The following is a 265-nucleotide window of genomic DNA, read 5'->3' on the forward strand; positions in this document are numbered from 1 at the left end:
GTCGGCGGATCACGGGATCGTTATGCCGGTTCTTGCGAGTGACATAGGTTGACATACGTATAACCGGTCCCTGCGGTCGAACACGGCTTGACAATTGGACGAATCTCGTTGCGCGCCATCAGTTGTGCTCACAGGATCGCCGCCGTTCGGAGCGATGAGCCCGCTTGGCGCGCGAAGTGCGCCGGGGCGGATCCTGCCCGAGCCGCGCGACGACGGCCTCGATGCCCGTCGCGGTCGATGACCTTGATTCCTTGGGCGCTGACCC

2 pseudogenes are annotated in these 265 nt (G+C 63.8%); both read right to left on the reverse strand.

Annotated elements, in window-relative coordinates:
- Positions 1 to 119, reverse strand: a pseudogene (locus tag BST12_RS35215) (bL33 family ribosomal protein); the annotation flags it as partial.
- A gap of 9 nt (positions 120 to 128) precedes the next feature.
- Positions 129 to 265: pseudogene (locus tag BST12_RS29870) on the reverse strand (50S ribosomal protein L28); the annotation flags it as partial.

The sequence above is a fragment of the Mycobacterium angelicum genome, from assembly GCF_002086155.1.
GTDB lineage: Bacteria > Actinomycetota > Actinomycetes > Mycobacteriales > Mycobacteriaceae > Mycobacterium > Mycobacterium angelicum.